This window comes from Paenibacillus suaedae (assembly GCF_032337355.1).
Lineage (GTDB): Bacteria > Bacillota > Bacilli > Paenibacillales > Paenibacillaceae > Paenibacillus_B > Paenibacillus_B suaedae.
Map to the genome: position 1 here is coordinate 266342 of NZ_JAVYAA010000006.1, position 18706 is coordinate 285047.

Sequence of the window (18706 nt, forward strand, 5' to 3'; positions counted from 1 at the left end):
TGTTATCCCCCCTGGATGATTTGCTTTATTACGTTCCCTATGATTCGAGTCCCTCGCTCGATGTCTGGCTCCGATACGCGTGAAAATCCAATTCGGAATGTGTTGGCGCCTCCTCCATCTGTGTAGAATCGGCTTCCAGGTGTAAATAGAACGCCCTGTTCACGGCACTTCATAAGTACATCCTCAACATTAACCGAAGGATCCAGTTCAATAAATAAGTGGAGTCCACCATCGCCCCATAATCTGCGGAGTGGAATATGTTGTTCACAACACTGTACAGCCCATTCGTACTTGCGTTTATATACGGATTTGGCTTTTTTCAAATAAGATTCAAAATGCCCATTGTGTAAGTATTGATAGAGTACCGCTTGATCCAATGTTGAGGTATGGATCGTTCGAGCCCTCTTCATACTAACGAGATATGAAATGAGCTGCTCATCTGCAATAATCCAGCCGATTCTCATTCCTGGAAACAAAATTTTAGAGAAACTCCCGATATAGATAACATGATTAGCCCCGCCAGCGCAGGCAATAAGTGGTGCGACATGCGCACCTGAATAGCGCAGTTCCTCACTAAAGCCGTCTTCGATTACGGGTATGCCATGCTTGGCAAATAAGCGGATTGCAGTCATCCGCTTGCTAGGAGACATCACCACTCCAGTAGGATTCTGATAGGATGGGATTAAGTATGCCAGATCATAGGAACGTTCCTCTAATGCATTCGTTACCTGTTCCATGTTCATCCCATCGTGCTCCATCGCAATGCCTTCGATCTCGAGGCCATGCATCTTGAACAATTTAATGGCACTATGATGGGTAGGATTCTCACAAATGACACGCCCATGACGCTTATCCATAGCAGATAGGACAATATCGAGTCCTTCCGTGAAGCCGTTCGTAATGAGCATATCCTTGCCCTTCATATCAATGCCCTTAGATTCCATATATCGCTTCAACTCTTCAATTAGCGGCTGATATCCCTGAGCATATCCGTAATTCAGCATAATCTCGCCTTCGGCTGCAATACGGTCTACCAATGCCTGCTTAACATATTGAAGTGGAAATAATGATTCATCTGGCGCAATACTCATAAACGAGATCATTCCGCGCTCGCCGCGTACACCGTGTTTCATCACATCCATGCGCTCAGCAGTTTGCGCCTTCTCGCTCATTCTCTTGTTCCAGTCCATATTTGCTACAATTGTATCGGCTCGTTCAGCAGGTGAAGCATAGCTGCCCTGCCCAGGGATTGAATAGATGAGCCCTTCATCAGCAAGTTCTTGATAAGCTGCAATAACGGTGTTGCGGCTTACACCCCATACATTGCCAAGCTCCCTTGTCGAGGGAAGCTTCTGATCAGCTGTAAGCCATCCGCGATTAATGAGCAATCGCAAATAATCTCTAACTTGCAAATAAGCTGGTCTCCCCGGGATCAGCTTAAAATCTTGGAACATGTGCTCAACTCCCCTTTCTTATCTTGGCACAAACCCTTCCAATTGAGAAGAACCACATTCAGGTTATTTTACAACCGATGCGGTTCTTAGTCGATGTGATAGTGGAATCTAGCACTCTGCTGTAGTAAACTAGTAATGCATCATCCAGATATGATTTGGACGAACTCTAGGAAGCAACACGATTACTATTAATATTGACTACTACATTGGAGTGATTGCTTGTGACAACGTTACCATTGAATGAACGTGGAATTCCGGCAAGCCGCATCGTGCTTGGCTGCATGGGAATGGGCGGAAGCTGGGATAATGAGCCGTATACAAATGAACATGTGAAGCGTGCGGAAGCTGCTATTGAAGCGGCGCTTGAGATTGACATCAATATGTTCGACCATGCGAATATTTACTCCCGCGGCAAAGCGGAGCAAGTATTTGGCGACGTGCTGAAAGCGCAACCAGGATTACGCGAGAAGATTATTATCCAATCCAAATGCGGCATTCGTTTCGCTGATGGTGATATTCCGGGAAGATATGATTTCTCCAAGTCTCACATCTTAGAGAGTGTCGACGGCATTCTTAGCCGTCTCGGTATTGAATACTTGGACATATTGCTGCTGCACCGTCCTGATCCTCTGATGGAACCAGAAGAAGTCGCTGAAGCATTCAACCAATTGAAGCAATCCGGCAAAGTGCGTCATTTCGGCGTATCCAATATGAGTGCTGGTCAGATTCGACTTCTGCAATCATGCTTCAATGAACCTTTCGTTGCAAATCAGTTGGAAATGAGCTTAGCCCGCTATGGCTGGCTGGATGCAGGCGTGCACGTGAATCAAGCAGCTTCTGCTGACGATACCTTCCCAGATGGAACACTCGAATACTGCCGCATGAATGGCATTCAAATTCAATCTTGGGGACCGCTGGCGCAAGGCTTGTACTCTGGACGAAATCTTGACAATGAACCCGAATCGGTTCAAGCTACCGCGAAGCTTGTTCAGAAGCTAGCTTCCCAATACAATACAACTTGCGAAGCGATTGTACTTGCATGGCTAATGAGACATCCAGCACATATTCAGCCCGTAATTGGTACTGTTAATCCAGAGCGGATCCGCGCTTGCAAGGATGCAACTTCCATTACATTGTCACGTGAAGAATGGTATTCCCTCTACGTTAGCACGAGAGGCCGTATGCTGCCTTAATCATCGTTGACACAGCGATATAGATGACTGAAACAAGCGGCATCCGGATGGATACCGCTTTTCTTCTGTTGAATACGATTTTTTCGTTCAATATCGTAAATTCAAGATGATCAAATGCACAAAATGATTCGATGAGCATATTGACAATAATTTATTTATGTGTTAAGATATAATATTTATCTATTGATATTGAATACCATCCGTGATAAAACATATTATGCTAAGACGTAATGGCAAACCTTACTCACGATGGAGGGATATACTATGATCGTTGCACCAGGAGTCATGATGTTAGAGTTGGAATCTGAAGGCATCGGAGGACCAGTAGCAATTCATCCTACTCTAATATGGGATGAAGAGGATGCAATACTAATCGACACTGGGATGCCAGGGGATTGGATTCGAATCCAGCATGCGATGCAAGAAACAGGCGTGCCGCTCGATCGATTGCATGCTGTCCTGCTTACCCATCAAGACCTCGATCATATCGGGAGTCTGCCTGATGTGGTATCAGCCAAGGATGGCCATCTCGAGGTGATAGCACACCACGAAGACGCCCCATACATAGAAGGCAAATATCCACTCATTAAGATTAGCCGCGAAGCTATGGCGAAGCTTCTGCCGCTGCTGCCAGAAGAACATCGTCCTAAAGTTCTGGCCATGTGTAACATGCATCCATCAGCGAACGTAACCCGATTGATTACGGATAATGAAGTTCTTCCTTACTGCGGCGGAATCCGCATTATCCACACGCCTGGTCATACAGCTGGGCATGTCAGCATCTATTTGGAGCGCAGCCGTATCTTGCTAGCCGGCGACGCGATGATAAGCGTTCATGGAATGCTGCAAGGCCCCGTCCCGCATGCGACGCTGGACATGGACAGCGCAATTCACTCTCTCGCCAAGCTGACCAAATATCCGATTGACACAGTTATCTGTTATCATGGCGGTCTGTCTGAACAGAACATACACCATCAGATCCTGCAACTATCACATTCGTCGATAACGAAGCCATAATAAAGAGGGCAGCTAACCAACATCCTATTGTGGTTAGCTGCCCTCCTCTTTCCTTTTGAAATCAACACACCATACACTTTTCAAATCGGATAATGTAAAAAACCTTTCTTTTCTACCTCACTGGTTCCTACTCTTACATTTCCTGCTCGCTCATAGAAATGTTGATTATTACGTATTGACCTTCACATCATGTCATCCTTTACACTATGTTTGTGGCCGCATTATGAAGGAGTTGGTACCAACAATGCATATTCGTGAATTATCTAAGCTTACAGGAGTCAGTCTTCGTTCCCTGCGTTATTACGAGCAGAAGCATCTGCTGTCCCCCGCTCGTTCAGAGAATGGGTATCGCATATACGAAGACATCGATGTCCAGCGCGTTCAGCTGATCCAGTTATTCTTGAAGCTTGGAGTTAGCACTGTTGAGATAGCGCGCCTGATTCAGAACTGTGAAGGGTTGCCAGGGCGTAACAGCAATAACAGCAATAACAGCAATAACAGCAATCATCAAGCTGAATGCGCTGCAGCATTTTATGAAGAACGACTTCAGGAGATAAGAGAACAGATTCAATTATTACGAGAAGCAGAGCTGCAACTAGAAAAACTAGTTACTCATTGGAAGCAACATATAACAGACAATTAATATTGTAATTTGAGAAGAAACGAGGGATTTCCTATGCTGTTTTTGGATCATGTTACACTTGCAGTACCTAATTTGTCTCAAGCAGTCCATCTTATTCAAGAAACTACTGGCATTATATTTACGAAGCAAGTCATTCCGTTCCCAGGAACAATTGGGCAGGTTGCCTATTTAAGAGAGGGATTTATTGAACTCATCGCCTTAGAGGATTTAGAAGAAGCACAGAAGACGCCATTGGGCTCAGCATTCGCTGCATTTGCCTCTCAACGTGCAGGGATTTTCGGAGTCGCATTAGAAGTAACAGGAGGGTTGCCTTCATTTATTGAACCTGCAAGAAGTCTAGGAATACCTTACATAGGACCTAACCATCAACTCGCTCCATTAGAAGACGGAACCAGCATCTCTTTTCAGACGGCCTACATTGGACCACACATGCCATGGTTAATCGAGTACGAGCAATCGCGTGTCTGGCCTAGTTCATATACATTGACTGGAGTCGAAATTCAAACAACGAATATTGAAAAGGATTTATCTGTGTATTCCAGCGCCTACCAGATGCAAGCATCCATTGCAACAGATTCCGGCAGCCTGGATCGGATATTCTTGCTTGATCGTGGTTGGCTATCACTTCACCATACCGATACAAATGAAACATCAGGGTTTAACGCCATAGTTTTGAAGAAGGATAGCGATACATTCCGTATTCTGTGTACATCTCAGGGTGTACAAGTAACTTCGTAAGGATGCTGGCTTCATAAGTCTCCTTGTTCACCATCATAAATTCAATACTCGTTTTTTTGATTGATTTTATTCGAATTAAATTTGATCTAACTTTCACATAGATTGAATTTGGTGTATGATGGGTAATAGTGGAATTCGAGGAGGTGTGATATGATCTTACGACGTATTGCAATTGGGCTCGTTTTCATTGTACTTTCAGTATTGTATGTGTACATTTGGCAAAATGGAGATCTCCGCTCCTTATTCAACATCAATTGCTATTTAGGTTTAGGGTTGTGGGTAGTCGGTTCCCTTTTCTCGGGTCTATTCAGGGATGATACGAAGCTTAAATTTAATATGGGCCATATTCCAGAAGAAGACCATCGAAGAAATATTAAATTCAGCGGTACGATGTTTTTAATTGGGCTGCCGAGTATTATAACATCCATCATTATCTTTACTTTTGTCCTATAAGCGAGCGGCTTAATCATCATATAAGAAAGAGAGGATGTTAGCCCCATCTACTTGGCGGGCACATCCTCTCTTTGTATTTATTGATACATAACTGTGAATTGAACGATTGAATAGCGGTATAACTATAACTACACATACACCTGGTGCAAATATTGCTCGAGCCTCTCCTTCACCTGTGGCCATTCCTCATCAACTATGCTGTACACATTCGAGTCGCGAATATACCCGTCCTCCATCACCCGATGTCGGCGCAATTTCCCTTCGTATACGGCTCCTAACCGTTGAATGGCGCGATTCGAGCGCTCATTGCGCACATCTGCCGTCAGCTGAACACGAATCGTATGCAGCTGTTCAAAGCAATATTGCAGCAGCAAATACTTGCACTCTGTATTGATGCGAGTACGCCATACAGAAGGGTGATACCATGTGCCGCCAATCTCGGCATATCGATGCAAGGCAGACATATTCATTATTCTCGTCGCGCCAATAATTCGCTCTGTAAGCTGATCAATGACAACGAATGGATACTCAGTCCCCTTCTCGCGGTTCAGAACAGCATCATGAATCACTCGTTCTGCATCCGTAAGACTGCGGATGGTGCGCGGCAAGTAGTGCCAAATATCAGGATGAGATGCTGCTTCGTATAAATCTTCCTTATGTTCAGGAAGCATCGGGATCAGCTTAGCACTGCTCCCCGTCAGCTCGAACAATTGATTGTTCATTCGTATCCATTCCCCCGAAGGTCTGATAGGTATAGAGTGCAGTCTGTAACTTGTCTATGTATTTCTGCTCATGACTTGAACACATAAATTGAATTGAAGGGCGAACTGACGTATCCGATGACTGCTTAAGCTGGTTTTCCTGCATTACTTGTGCTAGACGCTGCACGGTGCCATGGCTGCCGTCTATAAGCTGGATATGAGCAGGGATAATGTCTCTCAATATGTGCTTGTAATAGGGATAATGCGTACATCCTAACACAATCGTTCCATACTGATTCAAATCCAATCCAGCAAGCTTATGCACGAAGTAGTCTCCTATCACTCCCTTATCAAAGTTTAACTGCTCGCAATACTCTACCAATTCCGGCAAGGGAATCGAATCCACAATATGTTCTTCGTCAATTCGACTGATTAATGTATGGTATTTGTTCTGACTTAAGGTTAACGCTGTCGCGAATACAAGCACACGCTTGCCATTGTCGCGATTCATTTCCACGGCAGGCTTGACTGCTGGCTCCATCCCGATGATCGGAATGTCGTACTTCCGTCTTAGTTCTGACGCTGCGATGCTTGTCGCTGTATTGCACGCAATAACAAGCGCCTTCACATTGTGCTGCATGATGTCTTCCACAGCTGAATCTACATGGCGCATTACTTCGGATTGAGATTTCGTCCCATAAGGGACATGCAGCGTATCTGCATAAAATAAATATTGTTCATGCGGCATATGCTTCATAGCCTCAGCCAACACGGTTATTCCACCGATTCCAGAATCAAAAAAAGCGATTGTCATTCCATTCACCTAGCATTCTTATTAGCATTGCAACATCTAGTTGTCGATGCTTATATTGTACTCCTTTTCGGCGGTGAATCCTATCGAAATTTGTCAGAAAGCAAATGAAAAAACCTGCTGCACCAGCATGATACCGGTACAGCAGGTTCTTAGTTCTCAACCTATTGTTCCTTCAACTATTCAACTATTCATCTATCAGCTTCGTGTACTGCTCTGCATTCAGCAAGTGCTTCACAGCTTCCTCAACGCTGCCTTCTACTTCAACTTCTGCAATCCATCCATCTTCGTAGGGGCTGCTGTTCACAAGCTCTGGCGACGCTTCCAATCCATCATTGACCTTCGTAATTGTTCCGGATACCGGACAGTACAACTCAGATACAGTCTTCACCGATTCAATTGATCCCATGCTGTCCCCTGCGGACAAGCTGGTACCTACTGGCGGAAATTCGATGAATACGATGTCTCCCAGCTGGGATTGTGCATGATCTGTAATGCCAACTCGTACCGTATTGCCTTCTATGGCAATTACCCATTCATGCTCTTCACTATACAGCAATCCATTCTTCACTTCACTCATGTCAACGCCCCATTTCATTCATAATGTCATTCATCAGGCCGTCTATCCAATCGAGATCGTAAAAATGGACAGGAAGCGGCCTTGTCGCCTTGTTCTCTGTCCTCGGTACCTGAGAGTTCCCGTTCCTCCACAGCCACAACTGCGGTTGAACTTACCCCTTTGGCGGCATAGAAATGCACTCTCCAGAGCTGCGTCAGAATGGCGGTTATGGAACCTGAGAGATTCATTGCCAATCGGCGGCTGGCAACTTGCTCCTTCGGTGTTGACAATCGCAATTGTCAAACTCTCCCGACCTTCCTCGTTCGCGAATTACGATTAAACTGGGTAATTATAACACCATTAGATTATTGCAAGATATGCATGATTGTCAATATGACAAGCTATGAAATCAGTTGTGAAGAAAATATCAATTGACAAAGTGTGGAAAGCTCAACTAATGTAGAGATGACAGCTGAAAATGGCGAATGATGGTAAAGGGAGAGACTGCTGAGACATAGCAGCGCCGAAGGAGTAAGCCTGAATGGGTGAATCTCTCAGGCAAAAGGACTTTTACCGGACGCACCTCTGGAGAGCACTGCTATTCATGAAAACGAATACAGTCACCCAAGGGGAAAGTCGATGGTAGACACGGAAACAAACAATTTGTTTGCGACAATCGGCGACACTCTCAGGTACAAAGGACAGAGCGAGAGAATGAGAGGATGCGATGCATCCACTTTTCTTTCGGCTGTCCTTTTTATGTTCGTATACCGATAATTAGTCCAAATACGCGTATCGAGGTGAATTCATGAGTCAATTGAAGAGAACGCCAATATTTGATCAATACTCTGCTTATCCGGGTGCACGCTGCATTGACTTCGGCGGCTGGGAGCTCCCTGTTCAATTTATCGGCATTCAACGAGAGCATGAAGCAGTTCGTACACATGCAGGTCTATTCGATGTCTCCCACATGGGTGAATTTATCGTAAGCGGCCCTGCCTCCCTGACGTTTCTTCAACAGATGACAACAAATGATGTATCGCGGCTCGAGGATGGCAAAGCACAATATACGCTGCTGTGCTACCCTGACGGAGGAGTTGTCGATGATATTCTCATTTATCAGATGAAGAGCGACCGTTACATGCTCGTCGTTAATGCCTCCAACATTGATAAAGACTATGCATGGCTGCAGAAGCATCTGATTCATGGCGTTACATTGACCAATGTTTCGAATCGCACAGCATTGCTTGCCCTTCAAGGGCCGAATGCCCAAGCGATTCTTGCTGCGGTAACTGAGGCACCTATTGATTCGCTCGCTCCATTCCATTTCCTATCGGATGCTCAAGTCTGCGGCGTATCAACACTGCTGTCTCGCTCAGGCTATACCGGTGAAGATGGCTTCGAACTCTACTTGTCCGCAGAAGATGCAGCGCACGTATGGAATGAGCTGATTCGCGCGGGCGAACCGTTCGGCTTGCTCCCAGCAGGGCTTGGTGCTAGAGACACCTTGCGCTTCGAGGCACGTCTGCCCCTCTATGGACAAGAAATTACTGCCGATATCTCGCCGCTTGAGGCAGGACTAGCACGATTCGTCAAGCTGGATAAGGGCGACTTCATCGGCCGTGTAGCATTAACGAAGCAGAAGACCGATGGACCGGCACGAAAGCTGGTAGGCATCGAGATGATCGACAAAGGCATTCCTCGCTCCCATTATCCAGTGCTTGCAGATGGGCGCGTGATCGGAGAAGTTACAACAGGAACACAGTCGCCGACATTAAAGCGCAATCTAGGGCTAGCCTTGATTGAATCCGCATTCTCTGAATTGGATACAGAAATTCTTGTCGAAATTCGCGGCAAGCAGTTGAAAGCCCGCGTCGTCTCGACTCCATTTTATAAACGAATCCCGACCCCTGCCAAAGGAGCGAATCCATCATGAAGCATCGTTACATTCCAGTGACGGAACAAGATCAGGCTGACATGCTGCAGCAGATCGGCATCTCTTCCATTGACGAGCTATTCCGCGATATCCCAGCCTCCATTCGTTACAATGGAGTACTGCCCATGTCTGAACCATTAGATGAAGCAGCCATGATGAAGCATATGAAGGAATTGGCCTCCCGCAATGCTAACAGTGAGAGCCATACCAGCTTCCTTGGTGCTGGCATATACGATCATCATATCCCTGTAGTCATTCAGCATCTAGTCTCTAGATCAGAGTTCTATACCGCCTATACACCCTATCAGCCTGAAATCAGTCAGGGTGAATTGCAAGCAATCTTTGAATTTCAATCCTATATATGCGAGCTGACTGGTATGGCTGTTGCCAATGCCAGCATGTATGATGGCGCTACTGCACTTGCAGAAGCTGGGGCACTGGCGGTCGGCGCAACGAAGCGCAAGCAGCTTGTCATCTCGAGCACTGTCCATCCAGAAGCGAGACAGATTGTTCGCACAATGGCTCGAGGACTTAATGTTGAAGTGGTCGAGATTGGATATGAAGACGGCGTGACTGACCTTGATCAGCTGAAGCGTGCTGTCACGGACGAGACTGCTGCCGTACTGATTCAGTCCCCGAACTTCTTCGGATGCATTGAAGATGTGCGCGCCATTGAACCGATTGCACATGCAAATAAAGGCCTGCTCATCATGAGTACGAATCCACTGAGTCTTGCTATGTTGGAGAGTCCTGGCAAACTAGGTGTCGACGTATGTGTTGGAGATGCCCAGCCGCTTGGCATTGCAGCATCTTACGGCGGTCCTACATGCGGTTTCTTTGCCGTTGCAGAGCCCTATATGCGCCGCATCCCAGGCAGGATTGTCGGCTTGACCAAGGATCTGGATGGCAAGCGTGGATTTGTTCTAACACTCCAAGCGAGAGAACAGCATATTCGTCGCGAGAAGGCGACATCCAACATCTGCTCAAACCAAGCACTTCTTGCTCTTGCTGCTTCCGTCTATATGTCCGTCATGGGCAAGATGGGAATGCAAAAGGTATCGAAGCTCAATATACAGAAGTCTCATTATGCAGCTGCTTATATCAATAACAAGCCCAATCTGGGATTAGCATTCCAAGCGCCTTATTTCAATGAATTCGTACTTCGTCTCCCGCAAGGTACTGACATGGATCGATTGCAGTCTATGCTCCTGGACAACGGATACATCGGCGGCTTGGATCTTGGCCACTTCTATCCTGAACTGGAAGGACATATGCTCATTGCGGTCACGGAGAAAAAATCCAAATCAGACATCGAACAATTTATTGACCTGCTGGAGGTGAGCTGCGTATGAAACCGGAACAAGCACTCATATTTGAATTAAGCCATCCTGGCCGTATTGCCTATTCCTTACCGGAATGTGATGTTCCAGAAATCGAGATTCATGAGCTTATCCCAACTTCGATGCTACGCAGTCAAGAGGCTGAGCTGCCTGAAGTGTATGAGGTTGATGTGATTCGACATTATACCGCCTTATCACGCCGCAACTTCGGCGTAGACAATGGCTTCTACCCGCTCGGCTCTTGTACGATGAAATATAATCCGAAAATTAACGAGGATGCAGCAAGGCTGACAGGACTCGCAGCAATCCATCCTTATCAGCCTACAAGCACGGTGCAAGGGGCTCTAGAGCTGCTGTACACGCTGCAGGAAGATCTAGCTGCCCTTACTGGTATGGATAAGGTCACCCTTCAGCCTGCGGCAGGCGCGCATGGAGAATGGACGGGGTTGATGATGATCCGCGCTTACCATGAGAGTCGCGGCGAGCAGCGGACGAAGGTAATCGTTCCTGATTCCTCGCATGGTACGAACCCCGCTAGTGCAACTGTAGCTGGCTTAGATACGATTACAATACCGTCTAACGAACAAGGGTTCGTTGATCTGGAAGCACTCAGAGCCGCAGTTGGATCTGATACGGCAGCATTGATGCTCACGAACCCGAGTACACTCGGATTGTTCGAAGAGCATATTGTCGAGATCGCGAGCATTGTTCATGAAGCTGGCGGATTGCTCTATTATGATGGCGCTAACTCCAATGCCATTATGGGTATTACGCGTCCTGGGGATATGGGCTTTGATGTTGTCCATTTGAATTTGCACAAGACGATGAGTACGCCTCATGGCGGCGGCGGCCCTGGTGCTGGCCCTGTTGGCGTGAAGAGCAAACTGATTCCATTCCTCCCTTCCCCTACGGTGATGAAGCATGAGGATGGTTCATATGAATTCGATCAAGGCTCTCCGCTGTCCATTGGACGAGTCAAGGCCTATAACGGTAACTTCGGTATCCTCTTGCGCGCCTACGTATATATTCGCACTTACGGTCCAGAAGGGCTGCGCCGTGTATCTGAATGCGCGGTACTGAATGCCAACTACATGATGCACCGTCTGGCGCCTTATTACGATATTCCATATCCAGGCGTATGCAAGCATGAGTTTGTGATGTCAGGCAAAGGGTTGAAGCAGTACGGCGTGCGGACGCTGGATGTTGCCAAGCGCCTTCTTGACTTCGGCTTCCATCCGCCAACCATCTACTTCCCGCTCAATGTCGAGGAATGTATGATGATCGAGCCTACGGAAACAGAGAGCAAGCAGACGCTGGATCGCTTCATCGATGTGATGATCCAGATCGCACAGGAAGCGAAGGAACAGCCTGAACTGCTGCTGAATGCACCGCATTATACGGATGTGAAGCGATTGGATGAAACCCAAGCCGCACGGAAGCCTGTATTGAACTGTGCTTGTAATTAATTAGTAATAAGCAGCAACATGCAAAATGCCCCGAGCGCCTACCGACAATTCGGTTACGGCACTAGGGGCATTTCATTATTGGACGAAATGTAACTTACCTTCAGTCCTTCAGTTTTATAGCATTAGATTGCTTTTATTATTTCTTCGCTCGGCTAACATAGAATTTAATCTTGTCACCCTTCTTCGCAGCTCCACCAGCAGGAACTTCTTGCTTAAATACTTTCCCTGCTTCCTGTTCATCCGAGTTCTCGAGAACATACTCATATTTCAAGCCGCTTGCAAGAATCTGCTTCTCCGCTTCTTCCTTCGACAAGCCCACCAAGTTAGGAACAGCAATCTCACCAGACTTCGGCGGTTCCGTCGTTGTATTCGTGTTCGGATCCGGCTGCTGGCCATCAGGCTGCTGACCGTCTGGTGGCGATGTCGTGTCTGGCGTTGTCCCTGTCTGACCATCATGAGCACCGTTATTCGTCGTACCAGAATCTGTTGTATGATCGTCAGGTTTCTTCTCTGGCGTCGTAGGCGGAGTTACACTCGTATTGTTCGAGTTGGAATCCCTATTACGGTCATGGTCACGGTCGCGCTCTGTCGACTTCCGATCCGCATCATCCGATTTCTTCTCCGTCTCGCGTTCTTGAGAGGAATTGTCATTGGATGAATTATTATTGTTATCTGTCACTGGCGGCTCTGTTACGTTTGTAGAAGAGCCAGAGTCCTGTTGGCTTGCATCTGAATCCGTTCCCAGCTCTGTTGCTGGATTCTCTGTTGCAACCTGATCGTTAGACTCTGGAGCATCAGTAGATATTGCTGCATCATTTGCCTTCGACAAGGAGTTTGCCAACATGACTGCTCCGCCCAATACGCAAATAAATACGGCAGCACATGCAAGAATGAGTATCATTTTCTTGCGGCCCACATTCTCCGCGTTATCCGCTTCATAAGGTGCGGCTTCTTCTTCCTCCGCCTCTTCCTCAGCAGTGATGAGCAGCTCTGGATCCACTTTCGGAACGGGCGGCGTATAAATGCCCCCAATTGTCTTCACAGGGATGTTCGGCGAATCCATAATCTCGCGGAGCGTCAGCATGAAGGAAAACTGCGAGATTTCTCCTAAATAGACACTCTGTACGAGAGACAACAGCGCTTCCTTCTGACCTGGAGACAGTTCCTTCAATGCACCGGCCAAGCGCGACTCATACATTTCATAGTATTGAGGCACATTCAAATGCAGTGTGCTCAGCTGATACAGCAAGTAGCACAGTCCCAATGTACCGCAGCGCTCGGTCGGTGCCTCTGACCAATAGTTCATCACAAGAACTTGATGATCCTCCGTAATCCACAAGTTGTCGACAGATACGGAGAAGTTCGTAATATTCGATTCCAGCGCATCTTGAATCGCCTTACCAACTTCATATAACAAGGACAGCGTCTTGTTGGCACTCAGCGCGTGATGCTGTATGTACTTCGCCAGCGGCATTCCGCTATAGGAGGTGAACACCACGAAGAAATCACTGCCGGACGTCCCTGCATTCAGCATATGGAAGAATCGATTATTTGAAAAATGCGAGATTTGACCAAACGCTTTCTTGCATTGCTCAGCCTTATCCAGTCCCTTATTCTCTACCAAATATATAAATACATCTCTCTTAAGTGACAAATCTATGGCTTCATATAAAACTCCATCTGCCAAATGCAAAATTACCTTGCATAATTGATAACGTTCCCCAATGTAAGCACTCATATGTCTTGCTCCTCCGCGATTCATGCTTGGAAGCCCAACGCTGAACGTCGAGCTCTCCTAAGACATTATGAAGCAAATTATGATTTTTTGCAAAACTTGCATTAACGAAACATTGTGCAGCTATTTGCCAATTCCTTAAACTATCGCCTACATAGCTTAATCTGGCTCATTTTCGTAAATTTTTCAGATTATTTTCTTCCATCATTTTCATTAACGATTCATCAACATTTCGTTATCAAATTATCGTGATTTATTCGTTGTCTAGTCGTTGATGAATCATTGATTTGACATCGTTTCATCATCGTTTCATCATCGTTTCATCATCGTTTCATCATCGTTTAATCATCATTGTATCACCATCGGTCGCTCTCAATTTTACTTTTGCAACGTCTCCACTACATCTCTCCATTGCTTGATCAACTGCTCCATCTTGTCATGCGCTCCTTGAATTTCCCCCATTCGTGCTGCTTGCCCTGCCCATAATGACATGTATTGAGGATTATTGGTTCGAGCAGCCGACTGTCTAACGCTTCTAGTAAGTTCATTCATAATTGGATAAGCAGGTATGGAATCGTGATAAGTCTCCAGCCTGCGAATGAGATCATTCCGTATTCCTCTTGCAGGCTTGCCTGAGATTGTCCTCGTAATGACCGTACTGCATTCGTCAGATGCGCGAATGGCCGCTTGATAAGCGGGATGTGCCCCACTCTCCTTGCACAGCAGGAAAGCACTCCCTAACTGTGCTGCTTGTGCTCCAAGGGCCATGACCGCCGCTATCCCGCGTCCATCCATTATACCGCCGGCAGCAATGACGGGAGCGGATACCTGATCGACAATAAGAGGAACTAACGCCAATGTGCCGATTAGAGATGAATAGGGGTCTCCCACAAATGTTCCACGATGCCCGCCTGCCTCACTGCCCTGAGCCACGATCATATCGATACCTGCAGCTTCAAGCTGAATCGCCTCGGCAACATGTGTTGCTGTTCCTATTAAGATAATGCCAGCTTCTCTCAATTGACGAATATAGATCTCATCGAGAATTCCGAATGTAAAGCTGAGAACCGGAACGTTCTCTTCAAGAATGACTTGAATCTGGTTATGAAAAGTTAGCCGATAAGCTGACTCATCAAAGCAGTATGTCTCTTTGCTTCTATCTTTACTTCTATCTTTACTTCTACCCTCGCTGATTTCTTGACCTTGCTCATTCAGCTGTCTATCGATATTCTGTAAATCTTCCATCACTGCATCCGATATATGCTGATCAATCCCAGCTGGTTCTGGTATGAATAGATTTACTGCAAAGGGCTTGCTCGTAAGCTGCTTAATTGCCCGAATTGCTTTTCTCATCTGTTCAGGCTGCATGTATCCCGCTCCCAACGTCCCGAGCCCTCCAGCGCTCGATACAGCCGCTACAAGCTCAGGTGTGGTTGCTCCCCCTGCCATCCCTGCTTGAATAATCGGGTATTGGATGCCTATTCGATGGATTATCGTATTAGACTTATTCAATCTATCACTCACGATTCAATCTTCCCTTCTGCACCAAGGATTTGAAAATCGATCATGCTATTTTCGTACATGTACGATATCGCCTCGTTCCACACTCTACCCTTCGACGAATGAGGTGGAATTTCCTGTATATTAGCCGCTTCTAGTTGTTCTGACACGGTACATAATTGATGCATTGAACATAATGTGTTCCCATCAGTGTCATCGTGCGTACAATGTCTATGAATCATTATGCAGGGTTTAGAATTGCTGGTGGGCTAAGCGTAATCCGTTTACCATCATCACTGTCGAGAAGCGAACTCACGATATTTAGAATGCGATAATGATCAATCCAACTAGAATGATAATTTTCACGGAGAAGATGGCAACGTTTCCACCCTTCACGCATATGATAAATATAAATATTTTTGCATCGGGGAAAGTTTTTGTTGCCCAACAAACATAGTTGACCTATACTAATGAAGTAGCATGAACGGAACAATTCCGCTTTTTTTTGGGACAAATCTTGCACTAGGCAAACTTTTTAGGACATGGTGAAATCAGGAGAGTGAATCAAATGCATTCAAATGTCGTAACGCTATACAGTGCTGGCACAGGCCAGCATGTACGGTTGAATCGAATCGAAGTTCAAGGAGTACTACGGAGAAGATTGCTTGATCTCGGTTTTGTTCCAGGCAATGTGATCGAAGTGCTGCAGCGCAGTCCGCTCGGCGATCCGATCGCATTCCGAGTCAATAATACAACGATAGCGCTTCGCAAGGAAGAAAGCATACTCATGTATGGCGAAATAGTTGGGAGTGATGATCAATGACAGAACAATATACGGTTGCCTTAGCCGGCAATCCAAATACCGGTAAAAGCACCTTATTCAATTCCCTTACAGGAATGCGGCAGCATACGGGAAACTGGGCGGGAAAAACCGTCCTAACAGCAGAAGGCCACTTCAATCATGAAGGTACTACCTATAAAATGGTCGACCTGCCAGGTACGTATTCGCTCTATTCCAATTCCGCCGACGAGGAAGCCGCTCGGGATTATATTATTTTTGAGAAACCCGATGTGACACTCGTCGTATTGGACGCGACATCACTGGAACGTAATTTGAACTTGGCACTGCAAGTGATGGAAATGACCAACCGCGTTGTTGTCTGTATTAACTTGATGGACGAGGCGAAGCGGCTCGGTGTTAAGATCGACATTGATGCGATTGAGAAGAAGCTTGGTGTACCCGCAGTGGCGATCTCTGCACGACACCGTACTGGGATTGATCAAATGATGGAGAAAATTAGGGGCGTAGCTTCCGGCAAGATTGTACCTGCCCCGCTGCTCGTGCAATATAGCGAGGATATAGAAGAGAAAATCGCAGCACTAGAACCGATCATTCGGGAGAAGCTTGGCACATCATTTCCAACAAGATGGATTGCACTTCGTCTGCTTGACGGTGATGAGAGCTTGATCAATTCGATGAGATCCAGATGGAACTCGCCGGTCGCAGATACCGTGAAGGGAGTTGTTTCATATGGCCACACCGCTTGCCACTAATTCAGAATCATTGGACTCCTTATTGTCCAGAGCACGCACTCTTGCAAGCGGAGAAGCAATTCGGGACGGAATTGTAACGGATATTTATCGTACGACGCGTGATATATGCAGTGCAGCCGTTGTCTATGAAGACAAGAAGAAATTAAAAAGCACATACCGGTTAGACAAGATTCTAACCTCTCCGATCTGGGGCTTTCCGATCATGCTCGCCATCTTGGGTGTTGTATTTTGGTTGACGATTGCTGGAGCGAATGTTCCGTCGGAAATGATATTTTCCTTCTTCGAAGTGATTGAAGGGTACTTAAACACGGCATTTGAAGCAATGAATGCTCCTGCTTGGTTGCATGGCATTCTTGTACTCGGCTTATATCGCGGTACATCATGGGTAATCAGTGTCATGCTGCCGCCAATGGCTATTTTCTTCCCTATTTTCGCGTTACTTGAGAATTTCGGGTATCTGCCTCGAGTTGCATTCAACATGGATCGTCTATTCAAAAAGTCAGGCGGACACGGAAAACAAGCCTTGACGATGTCAATGGGCTTCGGATGCAATGCAGCAGCGATCTTGTCTACACGGATTATCGAATCGCCACGAGAACGCATGCTAGCGATATTAACGAATAACTTCGTACCATGCAACGGCAGATGGCCGACCCTGATTCTGTTGTCATCTCTGTTCATGGCAGCAGGTGTAGCAAGCGGGATGCAGACGATCGTAACGGCAGCTATCGTGATGGGTATGGTTATGATTGGGATTGTTGTCACCTTGACCGTATCTTGGGTCATGTCCAAAACAGCACTGCGCGGTGTGCCCACACATTATACGCTTGAACTTCCACCGTACCGCAGACCGCAAGTCTGGAAGACGATTTTATTGTCGTCACGTGACAAATCCCTTAACGTATTGACTCGCGCTGTCGTTATTGCGGCACCGGCCGGCGTTCTGACTTGGATTCTTGGCAACGTATTTGTCGGTGGCGACAGCGTATTGAATCATATGGCTTCGTTCTTCGATCCATTCGCCCATGCTATTGGCTTAGATGGATTCATCGTTATGGCATTCCTGCTCGGCTTGCCTGCGAACGAGGTTGTCCTACCTATCTTGCTAATGGGCTACTTGTCCTCTGGGGCAATGGTTGATGCAGATGGAATGGAGAACATCAAGGATATCTTCCTGCAGCATGGGTGGACGTGGTTGACTGCATTGAACATGATGCTGTTCTCCTTGCTCCACTACCCTTGCGGAACGACATTATTCAACATTTATAAAGAAACGAAGAGTGCAAAATGGACAATATTATCTGCCGTTATTCCGCTTGGAATCGCTATAGCTGTCACCTTCGCCACGGCTCAGCTCGCTAGAGCCTTCGGTTGGGTATAAAGTTATCGCCCACCCCCTTAACGATTATGTTCAGGGGGTTTCTTATTCATTCCCTCCTTACTTGCTAACTATACCGTATTGCTAGAAACCATGATTTCGTTCGTTACTACCATTCGTCTACATATACATTTCTTTCCTATCATGTTAAAATGATCATCTCATTCTTTTTATGATTATTCATTAGCGAATACAAATACCTAAACATCTTTAATGGGGGGATTCATT

The 18706-nt window shown here is 46.4% G+C and carries 17 protein-coding genes and 3 riboswitches; of the genes, 11 read left to right on the forward strand and 6 right to left on the reverse strand.

Going from position 1 to position 18706, the window contains the following annotated elements:
• Positions 1-2: 2 nt before the first annotated feature.
• The gene (pdxR, locus tag RQP50_RS22575; RefSeq protein WP_072729914.1) at positions 3-1454 is read right to left on the reverse strand and encodes a MocR-like pyridoxine biosynthesis transcription factor PdxR; all 1452 of its coding nucleotides are present in this window, start codon (positions 1452-1454) and stop codon (positions 3-5) included.
• Positions 1455-1675: 221 nt separating this feature from the next.
• On the opposite strand from pdxR, the gene RQP50_RS22580 reads away from it, so the two are divergent.
• The 5 genes from RQP50_RS22580 (at position 1676) to RQP50_RS29390 (ending at position 5498) form a co-directional block, all read left to right on the forward strand.
• Entirely contained in the window at positions 1676-2647 is a 972-nt protein-coding gene (locus RQP50_RS22580; protein ID WP_072729913.1) for an aldo/keto reductase, read from the forward strand.
• Positions 2648-2911: 264 nt separating this feature from the next.
• Positions 2912-3664 (forward strand): MBL fold metallo-hydrolase, encoded by a 753-nt coding sequence (locus RQP50_RS22585; RefSeq protein WP_315746828.1) that lies wholly within the window; start codon positions 2912-2914, stop codon positions 3662-3664.
• Between the two features lie 244 nt (positions 3665-3908).
• Entirely contained in the window at positions 3909-4307 is a 399-nt protein-coding gene (locus tag RQP50_RS22590; RefSeq protein WP_072729911.1) for a MerR family transcriptional regulator, read from the forward strand.
• A 33-nt stretch (positions 4308-4340) separates the two neighbouring features.
• Positions 4341-5045, forward strand: a complete 705-nt coding sequence (locus tag RQP50_RS22595; RefSeq protein ID WP_072729910.1) for a VOC family protein — start codon at positions 4341-4343, stop codon at positions 5043-5045.
• 150 nt (positions 5046-5195) lie between these two features.
• A complete protein-coding gene (locus tag RQP50_RS29390) occupies positions 5196-5498 on the forward strand; it encodes a DUF5316 family protein (RefSeq protein ID WP_072729909.1) in 303 nt (100 codons plus the stop codon).
• A gap of 128 nt (positions 5499-5626) precedes the next feature.
• Here RQP50_RS29390 and RQP50_RS22600 read toward each other — a convergent pair whose 3' ends face one another.
• From RQP50_RS22600 to gcvH, 3 genes are all read right to left on the reverse strand, one after another.
• Positions 5627-6220 carry a GNAT family N-acetyltransferase gene (locus tag RQP50_RS22600; protein WP_065291195.1) on the reverse strand — a complete coding sequence of 198 codons (594 nt, stop codon included), beginning with the start codon at positions 6218-6220 and terminating at the stop codon, positions 5627-5629.
• The gene (murI, locus tag RQP50_RS22605) at positions 6180-7013 is read right to left on the reverse strand and encodes a glutamate racemase (protein ID WP_072729908.1); all 834 of its coding nucleotides are present in this window, start codon (positions 7011-7013) and stop codon (positions 6180-6182) included. The genes RQP50_RS22600 and murI overlap by 41 nt, the downstream gene beginning before the upstream one ends.
• A gap of 184 nt (positions 7014-7197) precedes the next feature.
• Positions 7198-7590 carry a glycine cleavage system protein GcvH gene (gcvH, locus tag RQP50_RS22610; protein WP_072729907.1) on the reverse strand — a complete coding sequence of 131 codons (393 nt, stop codon included), beginning with the start codon at positions 7588-7590 and terminating at the stop codon, positions 7198-7200.
• A gap of 192 nt (positions 7591-7782) precedes the next feature.
• Positions 7783-7891, reverse strand: a riboswitch (glycine riboswitch).
• 163 nt (positions 7892-8054) lie between these two features.
• Positions 8055-8149: riboswitch (glycine riboswitch) on the forward strand.
• A gap of 3 nt (positions 8150-8152) precedes the next feature.
• Positions 8153-8276, forward strand: a riboswitch (glycine riboswitch).
• Positions 8277-8377: 101 nt separating this feature from the next.
• Between gcvH and gcvT the strand changes: the two genes are divergently transcribed.
• The 3 genes from gcvT to gcvPB are packed head-to-tail and all read left to right on the forward strand — an operon-like array spanning position 8378 to position 12311.
• A complete protein-coding gene (gene gcvT, locus RQP50_RS22615) occupies positions 8378-9505 on the forward strand; it encodes a glycine cleavage system aminomethyltransferase GcvT (RefSeq protein ID WP_072729906.1) in 1128 nt (375 codons plus the stop codon).
• Positions 9502-10857 carry an aminomethyl-transferring glycine dehydrogenase subunit GcvPA gene (gene gcvPA / locus RQP50_RS22620; RefSeq protein WP_072729905.1) on the forward strand — a complete coding sequence of 452 codons (1356 nt, stop codon included), beginning with the start codon at positions 9502-9504 and terminating at the stop codon, positions 10855-10857. The genes gcvT and gcvPA overlap by 4 nt, the downstream gene beginning before the upstream one ends.
• Positions 10854-12311: an aminomethyl-transferring glycine dehydrogenase subunit GcvPB gene (gene gcvPB, locus RQP50_RS22625; RefSeq protein WP_072729904.1), complete on the forward strand. Its 1458-nt coding sequence runs from the start codon at positions 10854-10856 to the stop codon at positions 12309-12311. Before gcvPA ends, gcvPB begins: the two co-directional genes overlap by 4 nt.
• Positions 12312-12447: 136 nt before the next feature.
• On the opposite strand, the gene RQP50_RS22630 is transcribed toward gcvPB, so the two are convergent.
• On the reverse strand, positions 12448-14049 hold the full coding sequence (locus tag RQP50_RS22630) for a PASTA domain-containing protein (protein ID WP_072729903.1): 1602 nt from the start codon (positions 14047-14049) through the stop codon (positions 12448-12450).
• A 375-nt stretch (positions 14050-14424) separates the two neighbouring features.
• Complete coding sequence (locus RQP50_RS22635) at positions 14425-15570, reverse strand: NAD(P)H-dependent flavin oxidoreductase (RefSeq protein WP_265332110.1); 1146 nt, start codon at positions 15568-15570, stop codon at positions 14425-14427.
• Between the two features lie 544 nt (positions 15571-16114).
• On the opposite strand from RQP50_RS22635, the gene RQP50_RS22640 reads away from it, so the two are divergent.
• Genes RQP50_RS22640 through RQP50_RS22650 form a run of 3 tightly spaced genes read left to right on the forward strand, consistent with a single transcriptional unit; the run spans position 16115 to position 18481 of the window.
• Positions 16115-16369, forward strand: coding sequence for a FeoA family protein (locus tag RQP50_RS22640; protein WP_072729902.1), 255 nt, complete (start codon positions 16115-16117; stop codon positions 16367-16369).
• The gene (locus RQP50_RS22645; RefSeq protein WP_072729901.1) at positions 16366-17100 is read left to right on the forward strand and encodes a FeoB small GTPase domain-containing protein; all 735 of its coding nucleotides are present in this window, start codon (positions 16366-16368) and stop codon (positions 17098-17100) included. The genes RQP50_RS22640 and RQP50_RS22645 overlap by 4 nt, the downstream gene beginning before the upstream one ends.
• Complete coding sequence (locus RQP50_RS22650) at positions 17078-18481, forward strand: nucleoside recognition domain-containing protein (protein WP_072729900.1); 1404 nt, start codon at positions 17078-17080, stop codon at positions 18479-18481. Before RQP50_RS22645 ends, RQP50_RS22650 begins: the two co-directional genes overlap by 23 nt.
• Positions 18482-18706 lie beyond the last annotated feature (225 nt).